The 18060-nt window shown below is 43.6% G+C and carries 12 protein-coding genes; 11 read left to right on the forward strand and 1 reads right to left on the reverse strand.

Features of this window, described 5'->3' with window-relative positions; translation table 11 throughout:
- Positions 1-13: 13 nt before the first annotated feature.
- The gene (gene fba / locus ACMXYN_RS01545; protein ID WP_415883237.1) at positions 14-1078 is read left to right on the forward strand and encodes a class II fructose-bisphosphate aldolase; all 1065 of its coding nucleotides are present in this window, start codon (positions 14-16) and stop codon (positions 1076-1078) included.
- 67 nt (positions 1079-1145) lie between these two features.
- On the opposite strand, the gene ACMXYN_RS01550 is transcribed toward fba, so the two are convergent.
- Positions 1146-3500: a penicillin-binding protein 1A gene (locus ACMXYN_RS01550; RefSeq protein WP_415893190.1), complete on the reverse strand. Its 2355-nt coding sequence runs from the start codon at positions 3498-3500 to the stop codon at positions 1146-1148.
- Positions 3501-3667: 167 nt separating this feature from the next.
- Here ACMXYN_RS01550 and pilM point away from each other — a divergent pair, with 167 nt between their 5' ends.
- From pilM to ACMXYN_RS01600, 10 genes are all read left to right on the forward strand, one after another.
- The gene (gene pilM, locus ACMXYN_RS01555) at positions 3668-4729 is read left to right on the forward strand and encodes a type IV pilus assembly protein PilM (RefSeq protein ID WP_415893191.1); all 1062 of its coding nucleotides are present in this window, start codon (positions 3668-3670) and stop codon (positions 4727-4729) included.
- Between the two features lie 5 nt (positions 4730-4734).
- Complete coding sequence (locus ACMXYN_RS01560) at positions 4735-5298, forward strand: PilN domain-containing protein (protein WP_415893192.1); 564 nt, start codon at positions 4735-4737, stop codon at positions 5296-5298.
- Positions 5295-5945, forward strand: a complete 651-nt coding sequence (locus ACMXYN_RS01565; protein WP_415893193.1) for a type 4a pilus biogenesis protein PilO — start codon at positions 5295-5297, stop codon at positions 5943-5945. The genes ACMXYN_RS01560 and ACMXYN_RS01565 overlap by 4 nt, the downstream gene beginning before the upstream one ends.
- Entirely contained in the window at positions 5942-6493 is a 552-nt protein-coding gene (locus tag ACMXYN_RS01570) for a pilus assembly protein PilP (RefSeq protein WP_415893194.1), read from the forward strand. Before ACMXYN_RS01565 ends, ACMXYN_RS01570 begins: the two co-directional genes overlap by 4 nt.
- A gap of 50 nt (positions 6494-6543) precedes the next feature.
- The gene (pilQ, locus tag ACMXYN_RS01575; protein WP_415893195.1) at positions 6544-8631 is read left to right on the forward strand and encodes a type IV pilus secretin PilQ; all 2088 of its coding nucleotides are present in this window, start codon (positions 6544-6546) and stop codon (positions 8629-8631) included.
- Positions 8632-8676: 45 nt separating this feature from the next.
- Positions 8677-9177: a shikimate kinase AroK gene (gene aroK, locus ACMXYN_RS01580; protein WP_415894455.1), complete on the forward strand. Its 501-nt coding sequence runs from the start codon at positions 8677-8679 to the stop codon at positions 9175-9177.
- 10 nt (positions 9178-9187) lie between these two features.
- A complete protein-coding gene (aroB, locus tag ACMXYN_RS01585; RefSeq protein ID WP_415893196.1) occupies positions 9188-10282 on the forward strand; it encodes a 3-dehydroquinate synthase in 1095 nt (364 codons plus the stop codon).
- Between the two features lie 28 nt (positions 10283-10310).
- A complete protein-coding gene (locus tag ACMXYN_RS01590; protein WP_415893197.1) occupies positions 10311-11873 on the forward strand; it encodes an SPOR domain-containing protein in 1563 nt (520 codons plus the stop codon).
- A gap of 195 nt (positions 11874-12068) precedes the next feature.
- Complete coding sequence (gene gltB / locus ACMXYN_RS01595) at positions 12069-16520, forward strand: glutamate synthase large subunit (RefSeq protein WP_415893198.1); 4452 nt, start codon at positions 12069-12071, stop codon at positions 16518-16520.
- A 75-nt stretch (positions 16521-16595) separates the two neighbouring features.
- Positions 16596-18017, forward strand: a complete 1422-nt coding sequence (locus ACMXYN_RS01600) for an FAD-dependent oxidoreductase (RefSeq protein ID WP_415893199.1) — start codon at positions 16596-16598, stop codon at positions 18015-18017.
- The last annotated feature ends 43 nt before the right edge of the window (positions 18018-18060 follow it).

The following is an 18060-nucleotide window of genomic DNA, read 5'->3' on the forward strand; positions in this document are numbered from 1 at the left end:
TAAAGGTGACAAAATGGCTCTGATCTCCATGCGTCAGCTGCTGGATCATGCTGCTGAAAACGACTACGGCATTCCAGCATTCAACGTGAACAACCTGGAACAGATGCGCGCTATTATGGAAGCGGCAGACAAAACTAACTCTCCAGTGATTGTTCAGGCATCTGCCGGAGCACGTAAATACGCGGGTTCTAACTTCCTGCGTCACATGATCGAAGCGGCGATTGCTGAATTCCCGCATATCCCGGTATGTATGCACCAGGACCACGGTACATCTCCTGCGGTTTGTCAGCGTACTATCGCGATGGGCTTCTCCTCTGTCATGATGGATGGTTCCCTGATGTCTGATGGTAAAACACCATCAAGCTACGAATACAACGTTGATGTTACTCGCCGTACGGTTGAGATGGCACATGCGTGTGGTGTTTCTGTAGAAGGTGAACTGGGCTGCCTGGGTTCTTTGGAGACTGGTCAGGCGGGTGAAGAAGATGGTATCGGAGCTGAGGGTACGTTGTCTCACGACCAGATGCTGACTGACCCGGATGAAGCAGCAGACTTCGTTAAGAAGACTGGTGTAGATGCGTTGGCAATTGCTTGTGGTACATCTCATGGTGCGTACAAGTTTACCCGCCCACCTACAGGTGACATTCTTGCGATCGATCGTATCAAAGCGATCAACGAACGTATTCCAGGTACTCACCTAGTAATGCATGGTTCCTCTTCTGTGCCTCAAGAGTGGTTGGCTGTAATTAATGAGTTTGGTGGTGAGATTCCAGAAACTTACGGTGTACCAGTTGAACAGATCGTTGAAGGTATCAAGTACGGTGTGCGTAAGGTAAATATCGATACTGACCTTCGTCTAGCATCTACAGGTGCTATTCGTCGTTTCTTGGCTGAAAACCCAGCTGAGTTTGACCCACGTAAATACCTGAAGAAGTCTATGGAAGCGATGACAGATATCTGTGTTAACCGCTACGAAGCTTTCGGTACTGCAGGTAATGCATCCAAGATCACAGCTATCTCTCTGGAAAAAATGGCCGAGAAATACGAAAGTGGTGAGCTAGATCCTAAAATCGCTTAAATATATTTCTGTTTAAGTTATAAAAAAAACCGCCCTTGGGCGGTTTTTTTATAGCTGTAGAAAGGCCTTAGAACAGTTCTTCAGCAGTATTGGTGGATGCTGAATTGCTAGGTGTAGCATAGCCTGTTGGAATGTTTTTCTTACGGAAGTATTCGTAGATAGCATCTGTCTGTCCAGGGTAAGCCAATTGTCCGCTGCGAGGATCAATTTTTACGCTAACAATACCTTGAGGTGCTTTTGGTGCATTTTCGGGTTTGTCCTCAAGTGCATCTCGCATGAAATCGATCCAGATCGGTAAGGCAGCTGTGCCGCCAAACTCGCGTCGGCCTAAAGTTTTAGGTTGATCGAAACCTACCCAAGCAGTAGCAACGAAGTCTTGGTTAAAACCAGAGAACCATGCATCTTTCTGATCATTGGTTGTTCCAGTTTTGCCGGCTATATCTTTACGTTTGAGTATTAGAGCTTTACGAGCAGTACCTCGGCGAATCGTATCCTGCATGATGTTATAAGTCAGGAATGACACTTGCTCGTTGTAAATTCTAGGGGCGTGTTTTTGTTCTTGATTTGGCTCGCACTCGGTTCTACATGCTACAGCAGGTTTGGCTGTGAACAGGTTTTCGCCAAACTGGGTTTCAATGCGTTGAATAAAATATGGTTCTACTTTAAAACCGCCATTGGCAAAAGCCGCATAACCTGTTGCTAATTGAAGAGGAGTCACGTCTGCAGTACCCAGAGATAAAGACAAATTGTTGGGTAGTTTAGTGCGGTCGAAACCTGCTAGATCTAGGTAGGTTTGAGCTGCGTCTATACCTATTGCTCGCAGAAGTCTAATTGATACAAGGTTTCTGGATTTATAGAGTGCTTCACGTAGGCGTGTAGGACCGTAGAATTTTTTGCTGGAGTTTTCCGGGCGCCAATTGCCTTCCAATTGTTGGTCGTGGATAACAATTGGAGCGTCGTTAATTAAAGAGGCGGGAGAATAGCCTTTATCCAATGCGGCAGCATAAATAAAAGGTTTGAAGTTTGAACCCGGCTGACGAACGGCTTGAGTGCTGCGATTAAATTTATTGTGAGTGAAATTAAATCCGCCTACGAGAGATACAATAGCACCATCTTTAGGGTTCAGGGCAACAAGGGAACCTTGAACTTTAGGAGTTTGTGTAAGATGGAATTTTCCTTCCTTCTCTCTAATTCGAATTAAGTCCCCTATTTTTAATACGTCACTAGCCTTCTTCGGGGCTTTGCCTGTGTAGTTGACCGATTTGTATGGTTTAGCCCAAGCTATACCTTCCCATTCTAGCGTCGCTTTTTTTCCTTCTTTCAAGAGTAATTCTGCAGATTTATCATCGACTGATAGAACAACTGCTGGTTGAAGAGTGAAATAAGAAATCACTTTGTTTAATTTCTTCTGTAGATCATCAGAAGAGGTGTTGGCAATATCCCACTGGTCCTCAGCTCCTAGGTAGCCATGGCGCTCAGAGTAAGCTACTAAGCCGTTTGATACAGCGATGTTTGCTGATGATTGAAGTTTACTATCCAGAGTCGTGTAGACTTTATATCCATCGGTGTACAAATTTTCACCGTATTGTTCGTACAGTTCTTTTCGAACCATCTCAGCTACGTAATATGCGCGCAGTTCAATATCGCTTGTGTGATATTTAGCTGTAACGGGAGCGGCAATAGCTTCTTCTAATTGTTGATCATTAATGAAACTGAGCGAGTGCATACGTTTAAGAATCCAATTACGTCGCTCTATCGCCCTACTAGGGTTGGTGATCGGGTTAAAAGCAGAAGGGGCTTTGGGCAGACCGGCAATCATTGCATGCTGAGCAAGACTTAAGTTTTCGATATTCTTGCCGTAATAGACATTAGCTGCTGCTTGTATACCGTATGAACGGTGGCCTAAATAGATTTTATTGATATAGAGCTCAAAGATTTCTTCTTTACTTAGTTCTTGCTCGATTCTAAGTGCGAGCAAAATTTCCATGAACTTTCGTGTAAACGTTTTCTCACGAGTAAGGAAGAAGTTTTTAGCAACCTGCATGGTGATGGTCGAACCACCACTTTGGATATGACCAGTTGATGCTAATTGGAATGCAGCTCGAGATAGGCCTTTAACATCAATGCCGAAGTGGTCAAAAAAACGACTGTCTTCAGCAGCGGTAAGAGCATGAATGAACTGAGGTGGGATCTCTTCAAAGTTGATCGGTGTGCGACGCTTTTCACCGAATTCTGCGATGAGTTTTTCATCCTGAGAGTAAATTCTTAGAGGAGTTTGAAACTGAACTTCTTTAAGAGAATCGGTATTTGGTAGCTTTGGAGCGAAGTGGTAATAGACGCCAGCAAGCGCAATTACACCAACAAAAAAGCACAAAATACCTAGTTTAAACAAAAGTTTGAAAAGCGAAACCATAGCTGACATGCTAGTCTGATAATTACGGAAGTTAATTTAGGTCTATTATATAGACAGGTAGTATCGATCCTCTAGCGGTTATTAAATTTAAATTAAATTAAATTTTTAATAATGCTAAGAGTTGGCCTAGAGTACTAAATGCACATTAACGCAGGATTAAGTTAGGGAATATATTTGTGTTTGGCTTTTTGGGGAACAAGTCGGGTAGTTTAGTCGGACTGGATATCGGCTCATCATCTGTGAAGCTGGTTGCTCTGTCCAAAAGCGGCAGCGGTTACACGCTCGAAGCGTATGCTGTTGTCTCCTTACCTCCTACAGCGGTTATAGATGGCAATATTCAAGATGTTGGTGAAGTTGCAGAAACTATCGAAAAAGCAGTAAAAGTGGCTGGTGGGAAAATGTCTGCTGCTATCGCTGCGGTGCCTGCATCCGCTGTTATTACCAAACGTATTGAAATGAGTAATGCGTTTACGGAATTTGAGCTTGAGGATCAAATAAAGGTCGAAGCTGATCAATTTATTCCATACCCATTGGATGAGGTCGCGCTTGATTTTGAGGTTCTTGGAGCCGTGAAGAATAATGAGAACCTAAACACGGTTCTACTTGTTGCTTGTCGTAAAACAGATGTTGAACAGCGGGAAGATGCGATTAGTAATGCTGGTTTGCAGTGTTCAATTGTTGATGTTGATACCTATGCAGTGGAAAGAGCTTTTCCTCTGACGTCTCCTGAGCGCCGAGACGGGAAAGATTTGGTTGGTGTGGTTGACATAGGTGCGGCGACCCTCACGTTGAATGTATTTAGGGGGGATGAAATTGTATACAGTCGAGAACAGGCATTTGGCGGAAATGACTTAACTAACACAATTCATCAGCAATATGGGATGAGCATTGAGGAAGTTGAACAATCTTTGAGGCTAAATGATCTCTCTTCTGAAATTAATGAAATGGTCGTAATGCCGTTTAGAGGTACTGTGGCCCAGCAAGTATCTCGTTCGCTTCAATTTTTCTATTCGTCCGGCGCGCATAATGAACTTTCTGCTTTATATCTTTCTGGTGGTACCGCTACGATTGATGGATTAGCTGATCAGCTTGCTGAAGAATTAGGGATAAATGCGGATATGGCAAATCCATTCTCTAAAATGTCGATCAACTCTCGTGTTAATCGTTCTAGGTTAGAGCGAGACGCTCCTTCTCTAGTGAAGGCATGTGGATTGGCAATGCGTGGATTTGAGGGCTAATAGATATGGCTACGATTAATTTAAGACCTTGGCGAGAAGAAAGATCTCAAGAGCGGCAAAAAAGCTATCTACTAAATTTATGCGGTTCAGCCTTGTTTGCAGGCGGTATAGTGCTGGGAATAGGTTATTACTTTGATGTTATGCAAGATAGGCAGTTAGATCGAAATAATTTCCTCAAAAGTGAAGCCGCAAAGCTAGATAAAAAATTATCAGAAATCAAAGAGCTAAAGGAAAAGAAGAAGAGGTTGCTTGAGCGTTTGGATGCAATTCAAGATTTGCAAGCATCTAGACCTCTTATAGTTCGGAACTTTGATGAACTGGTTAAAGTGCTTCCTAATGGCGTTTACTATTCTAGTGTCATCCGTAAAGCTAATAATATTAATATTAAAGGCTTGGCTGAGGATAAATTGGATGTATCTAGTTTGATGCGGAATATTGAAACGTCAATTTGGTTTGGCGAGCCATCGTTAAGCAATGTTAAGCTCTCAAAAAATGACTTGAATGATTTTGCTTTGTCTTTGCCTGTGATAGTCCCCAAAGAAAGCAAGGAAAGTAAAGGGAGTAAATGATGGATGTGTTAAAAAATGCATTTAGGGGCTTTGATCCAGGGAATATGGATTTTGCTAATGCTGGTAATTGGCCGGTAGGGGTTAAAGCTGTTAGTTACCTACTAGTAATAGCCCTTATTATTGCTGGTGGAGTTCATTTTTACATACTGGACAAGCAAGATGGTCTTAAAAAAGTAGTTGCCAAGGAAGAAGGGCTAAAAAAGCAGTATGAAACAAAAGCATTGCAAGTAGCGAATTTAGACGCACTTCGTAAGCAGATGAAAGATGTAGAGGGAAGGTTTAAAGAGTTACTAAAGCAATTGCCAACAGAAAAAGAAGTGCCTGGGTTGTTGGATGATATTACGAATTTAGGTACAGCTGCGGGGTTAGATATAGGCTCTATAGCTTTGGCTTCTGAAAAGCGTCGTGATTTCTATAGTGAATTGCCCATAAAAATATCAGTGGCAGGTTCTTATCACCAAATAGGGCAATTTGTTAGTGGCGTTGCTGGGTTATCGCGAATAGTAACTATGCATGATTATTCGATTAGGCCAAGTGGGTCGGGGGTCACAATGAATATTGAAGCCAAGACCTATCGATATGATGATACTCAAGTGAAATCGAAGAAGAAAAAGTCTAAAGGTAGAAAAAGAGGGCGGAGAAAATGAATGGATACAAAGTTCTTACGCTCTCCTTTATTGCTTTTATGCTAGGTGGTTGCGTCAATTGGGTTGCAGATACAGCAGATCTAAAAAAATTTGTGGCTAAAACGAATAAACTCAAAGGTGGAAGTATCGAAGCTTTGCCAGAAGTTAAGCCTTATAGTAGCTTTGTTTATGAAGGAGCCTCTATGAGGGAGCCTTTTAAAGCTGTAGTACCTGTTTTGCCTGCTGAAGAGTTAAATGAATCAGGGGAGCAAGTTAGTGAATTGCAGCCTGATAATGATAGAGAAAAAGATTATCTGGAAAGTTTTTCTATTGAAAAGCTAAGCATGGTTGGCACGATTAACCAGAGGGATGACGGTCGCTTATGGGCTTTGATTGAAGATTCTAATTCTGAAATCCATAGAGTGACTGTTGGAGACTTTATGGGACTAAATCATGGTGAGATAGTCTCGTTAGATGAAAGACAGATTAATTTGTTAGAAATAATAAAAAATGGGCGCGGTGGTTGGATGAAGCGAACACGTAGCCTTGCCTTGAATGAGCCGGAATAAGGGATAATATTGTGAAAATTCGGGTCCCCATGAACACTGTAACTAAAAGCATGAATTATAAAAGAATTTACCTTTTATTTGTCGCTTTTGTCGGTGTGTTTTTGTCGCAGTGGGCGGCAGCTGAAGTGCAGATGAAACAGGCTAATTTTGTTGCTTTACCAGGTGGCAAAGTGGAACTTAGGTTTGACTTCGATGCTGCACCCCCGTCACCTCAAGCCTACATGATAAATCAGCCTGCTCGTTTGGTTATGGATCTATGGGGAGTAGAAAATAGTTTAGGGACTCGTTCTTTAGATGTGAAAACCGGTCAGGTTGATGCTGTGAATTTTGCCCAAACAGATGGGCGTTTACGTATTGTAACCAGCCTGTTTGAGTCTTCATCGTATAAAACCTTCTCTGAAGGAAACAGCCTTTTTGTCGTTATTCAATCTAAAGGTGGGATAGTAAATACCGCTCCTCCGGTTGATGCTGGAAATAGTATGGTGGCCCAAAGCTCTGTAGGTAGCACCGGTGCTACTGGGATGATGTCTGATCGTACCGGCGTCGTTGGTATGGACTTTGAACGTGAAGAAGGTGGTATAGGTCGGGTAAGTATTACCCTGACAGATGATAAAGCTGGAGTGGATATTCAAGAAGAAGGTAATAATGTTGTTGTTAATTTAATTGGTGCTGATCTATCCCGAGCTTTAGAGCAAAGAGTAGATGTGCAGGACTTTGCAACACCAGTTATGTTTATTGATGCGATGGCAAATGGCGGTAATACAAGTATCTTGGTAAAACCAAGTGCTGAACCTTATGAATACTTGGCTTACCAAACAGACAATAAATTGGTCTTGGATTTTAAACCACTAACAGCAGCTGAAAAACAGGAACGAGAGAAGGATTTATTCCCATTTAGTGGGGAAGCTATTGATCTTAATTTTCAAAATGTAGAATTACGCTCTGTATTACAGATTATTGCAGAAGTAGCTGAGTTGAATTTAGTCGTGAGTGACTCAGTTGGCGGGAATATTACTTTAAGGTTGAAGAATGTTCCTTGGGATCAGGCTCTAGATATCATTTTAAAAACTAAGGGATTAGATCAGAGAACAGTCGGGAATGTATTGTTAATTGCTCCGGCAGCCGAGATTGCCAAAAGGGAAAAAGAGGAGCTTGAAAGTTCTCAACAGGTTGAGCAGTTAGCTCCTCTTCGTACTGAATATATTCAAATTGAGTATAGAAAAGCATCAGTAATGCTTGATGCAATAGAGCAAGCAAAATTAATATCTGATCGCGGTTTTGTAATGGCGGATGATGAAACGAATATCATAATGGTGCGTGGCACAGATAAGGATATTGAAGAAATTCGCAAGACACTTCGACGTTTTGATGTAGAAGTTGAGCAGGTTTTAGTTGAGGCTCGTTTGGTAAATGCCCGCTCAAGTGTTACCAAAGATTTGGGTGTACGTTGGGGCTTTGGGTTTAACGATATAGATAGTAATGGTGAAGGTTGGGTAATTGACAGAGATGTAACAGATCTTAATTTTAGTCAGGGGCTTGCTTCAGAAACTGGACTTCAGGTTGACTTGGGTGCGACTGCAGCAAATGCTGGTGCTATTGCTATAGGTTTTAAACCAGGTTCAAGTGCTATTTTAGGCTTGGAACTATCAGCATTGGAAACTGATGGTAAAGCGGAAGTTATTTCACAGCCTAAGGTTCTAACCACGAATGGCACCCAAGCTTCTATAGAGTCAGGATCTGAAATTCCTTTCCAAACAGTTGAAGATGGCGAGGTCAGCATTCAATTTAAGGACGTAGTTTTGAAGCTAGACGTGACTCCAAGGATTAATCCTGGCGATCGAATAGCTATGGACCTAGTGATTAAGCAAGATTCAATTGGTGCAGTCTTGCCTAATGGTGAATTAAGTATTGATAATAATGAGCTTAAAACATCGGTTGTAGTTCCAGATGGCCAAACAATCGTACTAGGCGGCGTCTTTAAAAATGAGACGAGTGAAGCTGTAGGTAAAATTCCACTACTAGGTGATCTACCAATCATGGGTGCGCTTTTCCGAAATAAAGAGAATAAATCAGAAAAAACTGAGTTGTTGATTTTCATTACACCTAAGTTGGTAAGAAATTCATTAACTTCACAGTAATTGTAAGAATGGTTGTGTGAATTGAACATCTTTCTCGTTGGGCCTATGGGAGCTGGAAAAAGCACCATAGGCCGTTTGTTATCTCAAGAGTTAAAATTAGAATTTGTTGATTCTGATCGTGAAATAGAAAATCGTGCTGGTGCTGATATACCTTGGATCTTCGATGTAGAAGGAGAAATAGGTTTCAGAGATAGGGAGGAGAGTGTCATAAAGGAATTGGCAGAAGACCGCTCTATTGTCCTTTCGACAGGAGGCGGGGCTGTTTTAAGGGCAGCTAATCGGGCTGTATTACAGTCGAATGGAACAGTGGTTTATTTAGAAACATCAGTGGATCAACAATTAGATAGAACCTCTCGCGACAAAAATAGACCTTTACTTCAAACCGAAGACCCTAGGGCTGTGTTAGAGTCGCTTATGGCTGAACGTCATCCCTTATATCTTGATTGTGCGGATATAACTGTTAGGACTGATAAGCGCCATCCCAAAACGGTCGCTAGTGACATTATTAAACAATTAAAGGCAAAGTCACCGCTTGATGCGGAGTAAGCAATTTTCTATGCAAACATTAAAAGTTGATCTGGGTGATCGAAGTTACCCTATCTTTATTGGGCAAGGTTTACTAGATCAGGGGCTTATGGCTCCGTATATAAAGGGCAAGCAAGTCCTGATAGTAACGAATGAAACGATTGCGCCTTTATATCTTGAGCGTCTGAAAAAAACATTAGTAGGACAGTTCCAAGTAGATGCTGTGGTTTTGCCAGATGGTGAACAGTATAAAAACCTGGATCAGATCAACACGATCTTTGATGCTTTATTAGAAAATCGCCATAACAGAACGACAACACTTATTGCACTCGGTGGTGGTGTTGTTGGTGATATGACCGGATTTGCGGCCGCGTGTTACCAACGTGGTGTGAACTTTGTACAGGTTCCAACAACGTTACTTTCTCAAGTCGATTCTTCAGTGGGAGGGAAAACAGGCGTTAACCATCCTCAAGGTAAGAACATGATTGGAGCGTTTCATCAGCCTCAATGTGTTGTCATTGATACTGATGTTTTAAATACTCTGCCTGAAAAAGAGCTGTCTGCAGGTATGGCAGAAGTGATCAAGTATGGCTTAATCTACGATGAAGCTTTTCTATGTTATTTAGAAGATCATATTGATGGCTTGATGGGGTTGCAGTCAGATCTTCTTGAGCAGGCAATTTATCGTTCTTGTGCTGTTAAAGCTGAAGTTGTTGCGCAAGATGAGAAAGAAGCTGGTATTCGCGCGTGGTTGAACCTAGGGCATACATTTGGTCATGCGATTGAAGCTAACCAAGGTTATGGTGAATGGCTTCATGGTGAAGCTGTGGGTGCAGGGACTATGATGGCGGCTGATCTTTCTTGTCGCCTAGGTTGGATATCATCTTCTGATGTCGGTCGAATCAGGAATATTCTTGAGGCTGCTAATCTACCTGTGCATCCGCCTGAGTCTATGGGTATTGATACTTTTAAAGATCTAATGCTTGTGGATAAAAAGGTTATTGATGGCAGTATTCGTCTTGTGCTACTTCAAGAAGTTGGCAAAGCAATTGTCACTTCAGATTTTTCAGCGGAGTTATTAGACCAAACCTTATCTGCAGGTAAAAAGTTAGGTAGCTGCTGTTAGTTAATGCGTTAAGAGTTGATCCTTTCTGATGAAGTCAAATATTTACTTTGAACCGCCAAGTCGTCTTCAATTACTAGATAAACTAAAGCATTTGGTTAGGTTTTCTGATTTCTTGCTATTAGTTTCAGGGGACCGAGGAGCAGGAAAAAGTACTTTATTGGATCAACTCCATCCCGAAAAGGGTGATACAACACTTTGTAGCTGCTTTATAAAGCCTGAAGCGGAATTATCGCAGCAAAAATTGCTTGCATCCCTTATCAGTCAATTACCAAGTCATGATGCGACCGGGACAGGGTTTGCTGATCAACTAAAAGTTTTTCATCTGCAGCTAAAAGCACTGAGTTCAGCGGGTCAGAAATGTCTGATACTGATTGATGATGCGGAATATCTGTCTAATGAGGCGTTTGAATTGCTGATGAATCTGCATGCGGCAGGTGCGCAGTTAATTTTGATGTCTGAACCATCATACGCAGAAGCTGTTTTAGATACAGACCTTGTTAAAGCGATGGAAGGGCGTGTTCACCATGTTGCTATTGAGGGTATGTCGGATGAAGAAGCTGCTGAATACCTACAGATTTGTCATCCAGCGCTGACATCGCTTCCTGAAAAGAAAAAAGCAGATTTGATCTCTCTGTCTGGTGGTATGCCGGGGCGAATTGAAACATTGCTTGCTGGTGGGAAAATTACAGTTCCCCCACGGAAAAAAACTGCCTTTCCGCTGCCGCCCATTCATATGATGGGTATTGGTATTGTCTTAGTAGGTATAGTGGGCGTTTCGCTGTGGAAATTTATGCCAGAAGAGCCAGCTATTGATCAGCAAGTGGCAGTGGAAGAGCGAGTGTCTGTTCCTCTAGTAGTGCCAGCTTCCGCTGAGCAAGCAGAGGCAATTAAAGTAGAAAACGTTCATGAAAACAAAGCTGCCCATCCTGAAAATACTGCTGAAGAAATAGCCCCCGCCAGAGAAGAGCTCTCAGCGCGATTAAAAGAACAGGAAGATAAACTAAATAGTGCAACTCAACCAACAGTTGTTGTACCTTTGTCGCCAAGTGTTTCTGACACGAAGCCTAAGCCAGTTATAGAGGTTGAGAAATCTACTCAAGTAGAAGTTGTTTCAGTACCTGCTGTTAGTACCCCGGAAGTATCTAAAGTGGATGCAGCTCAGTTAGAGAAAGATCTAAGAGAGGTTGTTCAGGCAAGTGGCGAAACGCAACCTTCCGTTTCACCTGCGATTCCAAAGGTTAAATCTCAAGAGAAAAAACCTAAGGTGGAAACAATAGCAGCGAAGGGGTTGAGTCAAAGTGAAAAAGCATTGATGGGTTGGCCTGATAAAGGTTATACCTTGCAGATGTTAGGTGCTAGGTCAGAAGAAAGTGCCCTTGGTTTTATCAAATCTCAGCAGAAGCCAAGCGACTTTTACCACTTCTCTACAATATATAAAGGGTTGCCGTGGCATGTTGTGGTGCATGGGAGGTTTGCTAATAGAGATGTTGCGAATGCAGCCATCAGAAAATTGCCAAAAGAGCTGCAAAACGTGAAACCTTGGGCAAGAAGTATTCAAGGCGTAAAAATAGATATTAAAAGTAAAAAATAGTTTAAAAACAAGTAGATGGCTTGCGTATTGAGCGAGTCATCACCTTCCAAATATCCTCGGGCAATTGTTTGAAATTTGTCCCAAACCCACTTCGCGTGTAGAATAGCTGTCCCTTTTTGCTGAGTGGCGCATATATTGCAGCAGAAAGAATTATTAAGATATTGATTTTTAAGTATTTTTAAGTGGGAATGGCTTATGAGCAAAGGTCTTTATCGCCCCGGTGAATTCAAAGATAACTGCGGCTTTGGCCTTATGGCACACATGCAAGGCCAAGCTAGTCACGATCTGCTAGAAAAAGCGATCGAAGCACTAGCGTGCATGACACACCGTGGTGGCATTGCGGCAGATGGTAAAACAGGTGACGGTTGTGGCCTGTTGATGCAAAAACCAGATGGTTTTTTGCGTACCGTTGCGCAGGAAGAATTTAACACCGATTTAGGCGAATTTTATGCGGTTGGTATGGTATTTTTGCCACGTGATGCAGCGAAAGCAGAAGCAGCGCGTAGTGCAGTAAATGCAGCGATTACTGACCAAGGTCTTGAAGTTGCTGGATGGCGTGTGGTTCCAACCGATGAATCTTGTCTAGGGCCTATCGCCAAAGATACCCTGCCACTCATCGAACAGGTCTTTATTACTGCGGCAAGCAAAACTGAACGTGAACTAGCAATTAGCTTGTTTACTGCGCGCCGTAAAGCTGAAATTGCAATGTCAGCTGATGAAGATTTCTACATTTGTAGTTTCTCAGACAAAGTTATCTCCTATAAGGGTTTAACAATGCCTGTTGATCTGCCAGTGTTCTTTAAAGATTTGGCAGATCCGCGTCTAGAAACAGCTGTATGTACATACCATCAGCGTTTCTCTACTAACACTGCACCACGCTGGCCTCTTGCTCAGCCTTTCCGCTTCTTAGCGCATAACGGTGAGATCAACACTGTTGAGGGGAACCGTAACTGGGCGAAAGCACGTGCAAGCAAATTTGCTACAGATCTACTACCTAACCTAGATGATCTGCAACCTATTGTTAATACAACAGGTTCTGACTCCTCAAGTATGGATAATATGCTTGAGTTCCTATTGGTTGGTGGCATGGATATCTACCGTGCAGTACGTATGATCGTGCCGCCTGCGTGGCAGAATGTTGAAACTATGGATGCAGATCTACGTGCATTCTATGACTTCAACTCTATGCACATGGAGCCATGGGATGGTCCAGCAGGTATGGTAATGACCGATGGTCGTTTTGCTGTATGTATGCTTGACCGTAATGGTCTGCGTCCATCTCGTTGGGTAATGACCAAGCAAGGTTATATCTGTACTGCATCTGAAATCGGCGTATTCAGCTATCAGCCAGAAGATATTGTCGCTCAGGGCCGTGTAGGACCGGGTCAGATCTTGGCTATCGATACGCAGACAGGTGATGTTCTACATACTCAAGATGTAGATAACCGTCTTAAAGCTGCTCAGCCATACAAAAAGTGGCTGAAAGAGAATGCTCTACGCCTAGAGCAGACTATGGACTTGGAAGAAGAGTCTAAATCTTTCCCTGCTATGTCAGCGGACGAGATCAAAACTCATATGAAAATGTTCCAGGTTACTTTTGAAGAACGTGACCAGATCCTTCGTCCACTTGGTGAGAGTGGTATGGAAGCGATCGGTTCTATGGGTGATGACAAGCCAATGGCTGTCCTATCAGACCGTGTACGTTCTTTATATGACTATTTCCGTCAGCAATTCGCTCAGGTTACTAACCCACCTATCGATCCTCTGCGTGAAGCGATCGTTATGTCGTTGGAAACTTGTATCGGCTCTGAACAGAACGTGTTCGAGGAAACACCAGAACATGCTCGTCGTGTAATTCTGACTACGCCTGTACTATCCGCAAGTAAGTTTAATCGCCTGCGTGATAACCAAGAGCCAGGCTTTGAAGTTGCGCAAATTGACCTGAACTATAATCCTGAAGAGATCTCTCTTGAGGGCGCGATCAAGTCTATTGCTGATCAAGCTGAACAATCAGCTCGTGATGGCAAAGTCATTCTAGTACTAAGCGATGCTAATATCGCTCGTGGTTGCCTACCAGTTCATGCTGCTTTAGCTACAGGTGCAGTACACCACCGTCTAGTTGATAAAGGCTTGCGTTGTGATGCCAACATCGTTGTAGAAAGTGGTACGGTTCGTGATCCTCATCACTTCGCGGTACTATTTGGTTTTGGTGCGACAGCTGTTTACCCATACCTTGCTTACCGTGTTCTTAACGATCTTTGTGCTGCAGGCGAAATTCAAATTGAGCCGCTTCAGTCTCATGAGAACTACCGTAAGGGCATCAACAAAGGCTTGATGAAGATCCTATCTAAGATGGGTATCTCAACTATTGCTTCTTACCGTGGTGCACAGTTGTTTGAAGCGATTGGCCTAAGCTCTGAAATCGTTGATCTTTGTTTCAAAGGTGTTACTAGCCGTATTGAAGGTGCTCGTTTTGAGGACTTCCAATTCGAACAGGGCCTACTAGCCAAAGAAGCTTGGACTGCGCGTAAGCCAATTCAAGCAGGTGGTTTGCTGAAGTATAAGCACGGTGGTGAATACCACGCTTATAACCCAGACGTAGTTAAGACAATCCACGAAGCTGTAGAAACAGGCAATCCTGAAGCTTACCAACGCTATGCTGAGCTGGTTAATAACCGCGGTTACGCAACTCTGCGTGATATGCTGGGCTTGCGTAAAGATGTTAAGTCTATCTCCATTGATGAGGTAGAGCCGGCTGACAATATCTTCCCGCGTTTCGACTCTGCTGCAATGTCCCTAGGTGCATTGTCTCCAGAAGCTCACGAAGCACTTGCTGTTGCGATGAACGAGCTTGGTGGTCGTTCTAACTCCGGTGAGGGTGGTGAAGATGCTGCTCGTCACGGCACTATGAAGCGTTCTAAGATCAAGCAGGTTGCTTCGGGTCGTTTCGGTGTAACACCTGAATACCTATCTAACGCTGAAGTTATGCAGATCAAAGTAGCCCAAGGTGCTAAGCCGGGTGAAGGTGGTCAGCTACCTGGTGGTAAGGTTAATAGCCTGATCGCACGTCTACGTTACTCTGTGCCAGGCGTGACGCTAATTTCGCCTCCGCCGCACCACGATATCTATTCTATCGAAGACTTGGCGCAGCTTATCTTTGACCTGAAGCAGGTTAACCCAGAAGCGTTGGTTTCTGTGAAGCTGGTATCTCGTCCAGGTGTAGGTACGATCGCATGTGGTGTTGCTAAAGCATACGCAGATTTGATCACTATCTCTGGTTACGATGGTGGTACAGCTGCATCACCAATGACATCTATCCATTACGCAGGTTCTCCATGGGAACTTGGTCTTGCTGATGCGCACCAGTCTCTACGTGGTAACCAACTACGTGGTTCTGTACGTCTACAAACAGACGGCGGTCTGAAGACTGGCTTGGATGTTGTTAAAGGTGCGATCCTAGGTGCCGAGAGCTTTGGTTTCGGTACAATGCCAATGGTTGCATTGGGTTGTAAGTACCTACGAATCTGTCACTTGAATAACTGTGCGACCGGTGTTGCTACTCAGAACGACAAACTGCGTGAAGATCACTTCCGCGGTACGGTAGAGATGGTTAAGAACTTTTTCCGTTTCGTTGCTGAGGAAACTCGCCAACTAATGGCGCAGCTAGGTGTTCGTTCTATGGAAGAACTAGTAGGTCGCGTAGATCTTCTAGAGATCCTAGACGGTGAAACACCGCGTCAGAAGAACTTGGATCTATCTCCAATTCTGACATCTGCTGGTGAAGAGTTCCCTAACACTTGTCAGGTAGAGCGTAACGAGCCTTACGACCTAGCTGAACTGAACACTCAGATGCTAGAGCTTGCTGAGAAAGCAATTGCTGATAAGACTGGCGGTGAATACGAACTGGTTATCACTAACTGTGACCGTTCTGTAGGTGCTCGTACTTCTGGTGCTATTGCTAAGCAACACGGCAACCTAGGCATGAGCGATCAGCCTGTAACCTTCAAGTTTAAAGGTCATGCAGGCCAGTCATTCGGTGTTTGGAACGCTGGTGGTCAGAACCTATACCTAGAAGGTGATGCTAACGACTACGTTGGTAAAGGTATGGCTGGCGGTAAGATCGTTATCCGCCCATTTGATGAAGTAACATTCAAGTCAAATGAAACTGCCATCATGGGTAATACCTGCTTGTACGGTGCAACTGGCGGTAAGCTATTTGCGGCGGGTCAAGCAGGCGAGCGTTTCGGTGTACGTAACTCTGGTGTACATGCTGTTGTTGAAGGCGCTGGCGATCACTGTTGTGAATACATGACAGGTGGTCTAGTTACTGTGTTGGGCTCTACGGGCTACAACTTCGGTGCTGGTATGACAGGTGGCTTTGCTTACGTTCTGGATATGGATAATAGCTTCGTGGATAAATATAACCACGAGCTAGTAGAGATTCAGCGTATCCACACTGAAAATATGGAAGCTTACAAAAATCATCTGCGCTCTGTGATCATTGAGTTCACTAAAGAGACAGGCAGTGCATGGGGCCAAGAGATCATCGATAACCTTGATGATTACATCGGTCGCTTCTGGTTGGTTAAACCAAAAGCTGCAAGCCTGAATGATTTGCTATCTAATATCCGTACACGTCCGGAATAAGAAGCAGATTTAAAAAGTAGATGAAGAATAATCCGCAGCCCTGCTGTTAAGGGCTGCTTTTAAGAGGTGAGGATTATGGCTGACCGTTTGAACAACGATTTTCAGTTCCTCGATGTGGGTCGTAAAGGTCCACAGAAAATTGATGCAGATGTACGTAAAGAAGGCTTTGGTGAGATCTACGAGCCGTTTGCGAAAGAAGAAGCATCTGAACAATCACACCGTTGTTTAGAGTGTGGTAACCCATATTGTTCATGGAAGTGTCCTGTACACAACCATATCCCTAATTGGCTTAAGCTGATTTCTGAAGGGAACATTATTGAAGCGGTTGAGCTAAGTCACCAGACTAACTCTCTGCCGGAAGTTTGTGGTCGTGTTTGCCCACAAGACCGTCTATGTGAAGGTGCGTGTACACTGAATGATGGCTTTGGTGCGGTAACAATCGGTTCTGTAGAAAAGTACATTACAGATACGGCATTCGCGATGGGTTGGAAGCCTGATATGTCTCAGGCGCCAAAGACTGATAAGAAAGTTGCAGTGATTGGTGCAGGCCCAGCAGGTATTGCAGCTGCAGACGTTCTTGTACGTAATGGCGTTAAACCTGTTGTATTTGATCGTAACCCTGAGATCGGTGGTCTTCTAACGTTCGGTATTCCAGAGTTTAAGCTGGAAAAAGACGTAATGTCCCGCCGTCGTGAAATCTTTACCGAGATGGGCGTAGAGTTCCGTCTGAATACTGAAGTAGGCAAAGATGTTCAGATGCAGGATCTGATCGATCAATACGATGCAGTATTCCTAGGTATGGGTACATACACATACATGAAAGGTGGCTTCCCAGGTGAAGATCTAGATGGTGTATATGATGCACTTCCGTTCTTGATCTCTAATGTGAATAACTGCCTTGGCTTTGAGCAAGATGAAAGCGGCTTCATTGACCTGAAAGGCAAGAAAGTGGTTGTGCTTGGTGGTGGTGACACTGCGATGGACTGTAACCGTACATCTATCCGTCAGGGCGCTGAGTCAGTTATCTGTGCTTACCGTCGTGACGAAGCGAACATGCCTGGTTCTAAGAAAGAAGTGGAAAATGCACGTGAAGAAGGCGTACAGTTCCAGTTCAACCGCCAGCCTGTTGAAGTTGTAGGTGAAAACGGCAAAGTAACCGGTATTAAAGTTGTTAGCACGCAGATGGGTGAGCCAGACGAAAATGGTCGTCGTCGTGCTGAAGTCGTTCCAGGTTCTGAAGAGGTTCTAGAAGCAGATGCTATTCTTGTGGCATTTGGTTTCCGTCCAAGCCCAGCACCATGGTTTGCTGACTTTGGTATCGATCTGCATGAAGATGGCCGTGTTAAAGCGCCAGAACAGAATGCATTCCCGTTCCAGACTACTAACGAAAAAGTATTCGCTGGTGGTGATATGGTACGTGGTTCTGATCTAGTGGTAACTGCGATTGCTGAAGGTCGTAAAGCTGCTGAAGGTATGCTGGATTACTTGGAAGTTTAATTTCTAACTAATCCTTGTGAAAAATCCGGTACTTCTAAGAAGG

This window comes from Neptuniibacter sp. PT8_73 (assembly GCF_047778045.1).
Classification (GTDB): Bacteria; Pseudomonadota; Gammaproteobacteria; order Pseudomonadales; family Balneatricaceae; genus Neptuniibacter.

What these genes read in the sequence shown, in the direction of transcription:
- pilQ (WP_415893195.1), top strand. Translation starts at nt 6,544, where the DNA reads ATGAATTATAAAAGAATTTACCTTTTATTTGTCGCTTTTGTCGGTGTG.
- ACMXYN_RS01570 (WP_415893194.1), top strand. Translation starts at nt 5,942, where the DNA reads ATGAATGGATACAAAGTTCTTACGCTCTCCTTTATTGCTTTTATGCTA.
- aroB (WP_415893196.1), top strand. Translation starts at nt 9,188, where the DNA reads ATGCAAACATTAAAAGTTGATCTGGGTGATCGAAGTTACCCTATCTTT.
- ACMXYN_RS01560 (WP_415893192.1), top strand. Translation starts at nt 4,735, where the DNA reads ATGGCTACGATTAATTTAAGACCTTGGCGAGAAGAAAGATCTCAAGAG.
- ACMXYN_RS01565 (WP_415893193.1), top strand. Translation starts at nt 5,295, where the DNA reads ATGATGGATGTGTTAAAAAATGCATTTAGGGGCTTTGATCCAGGGAAT.
- aroK (WP_415894455.1), top strand. Translation starts at nt 8,677, where the DNA reads ATGGGAGCTGGAAAAAGCACCATAGGCCGTTTGTTATCTCAAGAGTTA.
- gltB (WP_415893198.1), top strand. Translation starts at nt 12,069, where the DNA reads ATGAGCAAAGGTCTTTATCGCCCCGGTGAATTCAAAGATAACTGCGGC.
- ACMXYN_RS01600 (WP_415893199.1), top strand. Translation starts at nt 16,596, where the DNA reads ATGGCTGACCGTTTGAACAACGATTTTCAGTTCCTCGATGTGGGTCGT.
- fba (WP_415883237.1), top strand. Translation starts at nt 14, where the DNA reads ATGGCTCTGATCTCCATGCGTCAGCTGCTGGATCATGCTGCTGAAAAC.
- ACMXYN_RS01550 (WP_415893190.1), bottom strand. Translation starts at nt 3,500, where the DNA reads ATGTCAGCTATGGTTTCGCTTTTCAAACTTTTGTTTAAACTAGGTATT.
- ACMXYN_RS01590 (WP_415893197.1), top strand. Translation starts at nt 10,311, where the DNA reads ATGAAGTCAAATATTTACTTTGAACCGCCAAGTCGTCTTCAATTACTA.